The organism is Holdemanella porci (genome assembly GCF_019052655.1).
GTDB lineage: Bacteria > Bacillota_I > Bacilli_A > Erysipelotrichales > Erysipelotrichaceae > Holdemanella > Holdemanella hominis.
Genome location: NZ_JAHQVB010000180.1, coordinates 1 through 458 on the forward strand (window position 1 = coordinate 1; position 458 = coordinate 458).

At 34.3% G+C, this 458-nt stretch carries 1 protein-coding gene; it reads right to left on the reverse strand.

Annotated elements, in window-relative coordinates; genetic code table 11:
- The coding region (locus KTQ83_RS12040; RefSeq protein WP_186999858.1) for an Rpn family recombination-promoting nuclease/putative transposase at positions 1-448 on the reverse strand (448 nt) is incomplete at its 3' end.
- Between the last annotated feature and the right edge of the window lie 10 nt (positions 449-458).

Below are 458 nucleotides of genomic sequence, written 5' to 3' on the forward strand. Positions count from 1 at the left end.
AGTCATGGAAACAAGCTGTAAACCTTTCATCCACCTCTACAAGTTCTGATAGCTTACTAGCTGCATTCCAAGGCCTTTCACCTGTATAGAATACCAGAATGTTTACCATAGGTAGTTTTTCTTTAGCCTTATTCTTCTTTGACTTCTTTAACATTCGCTCATAAGCTACATATTCATATACGGCCGCTCTTACAACCATTGAAGGATCTACACAACTTTGATTTTCAATAATGAATGCACTATAAAGATTTCCATCATTGTACTTACGAATCACATCCACATGCTTTTCTAGATCCATATTCGAATCATTCATCTCTGAATCAAGTTCCATACAGTTTTCAGGTTTAAGAACTCTTTCTCCATCAAAGAAGTACGCATTAAAGAAGTCGACAAAATAGGCATTGTTTTCTAAAAACTCCTTCATAATTTTGTCTTTTGATTTATTCATGTGATTTCAT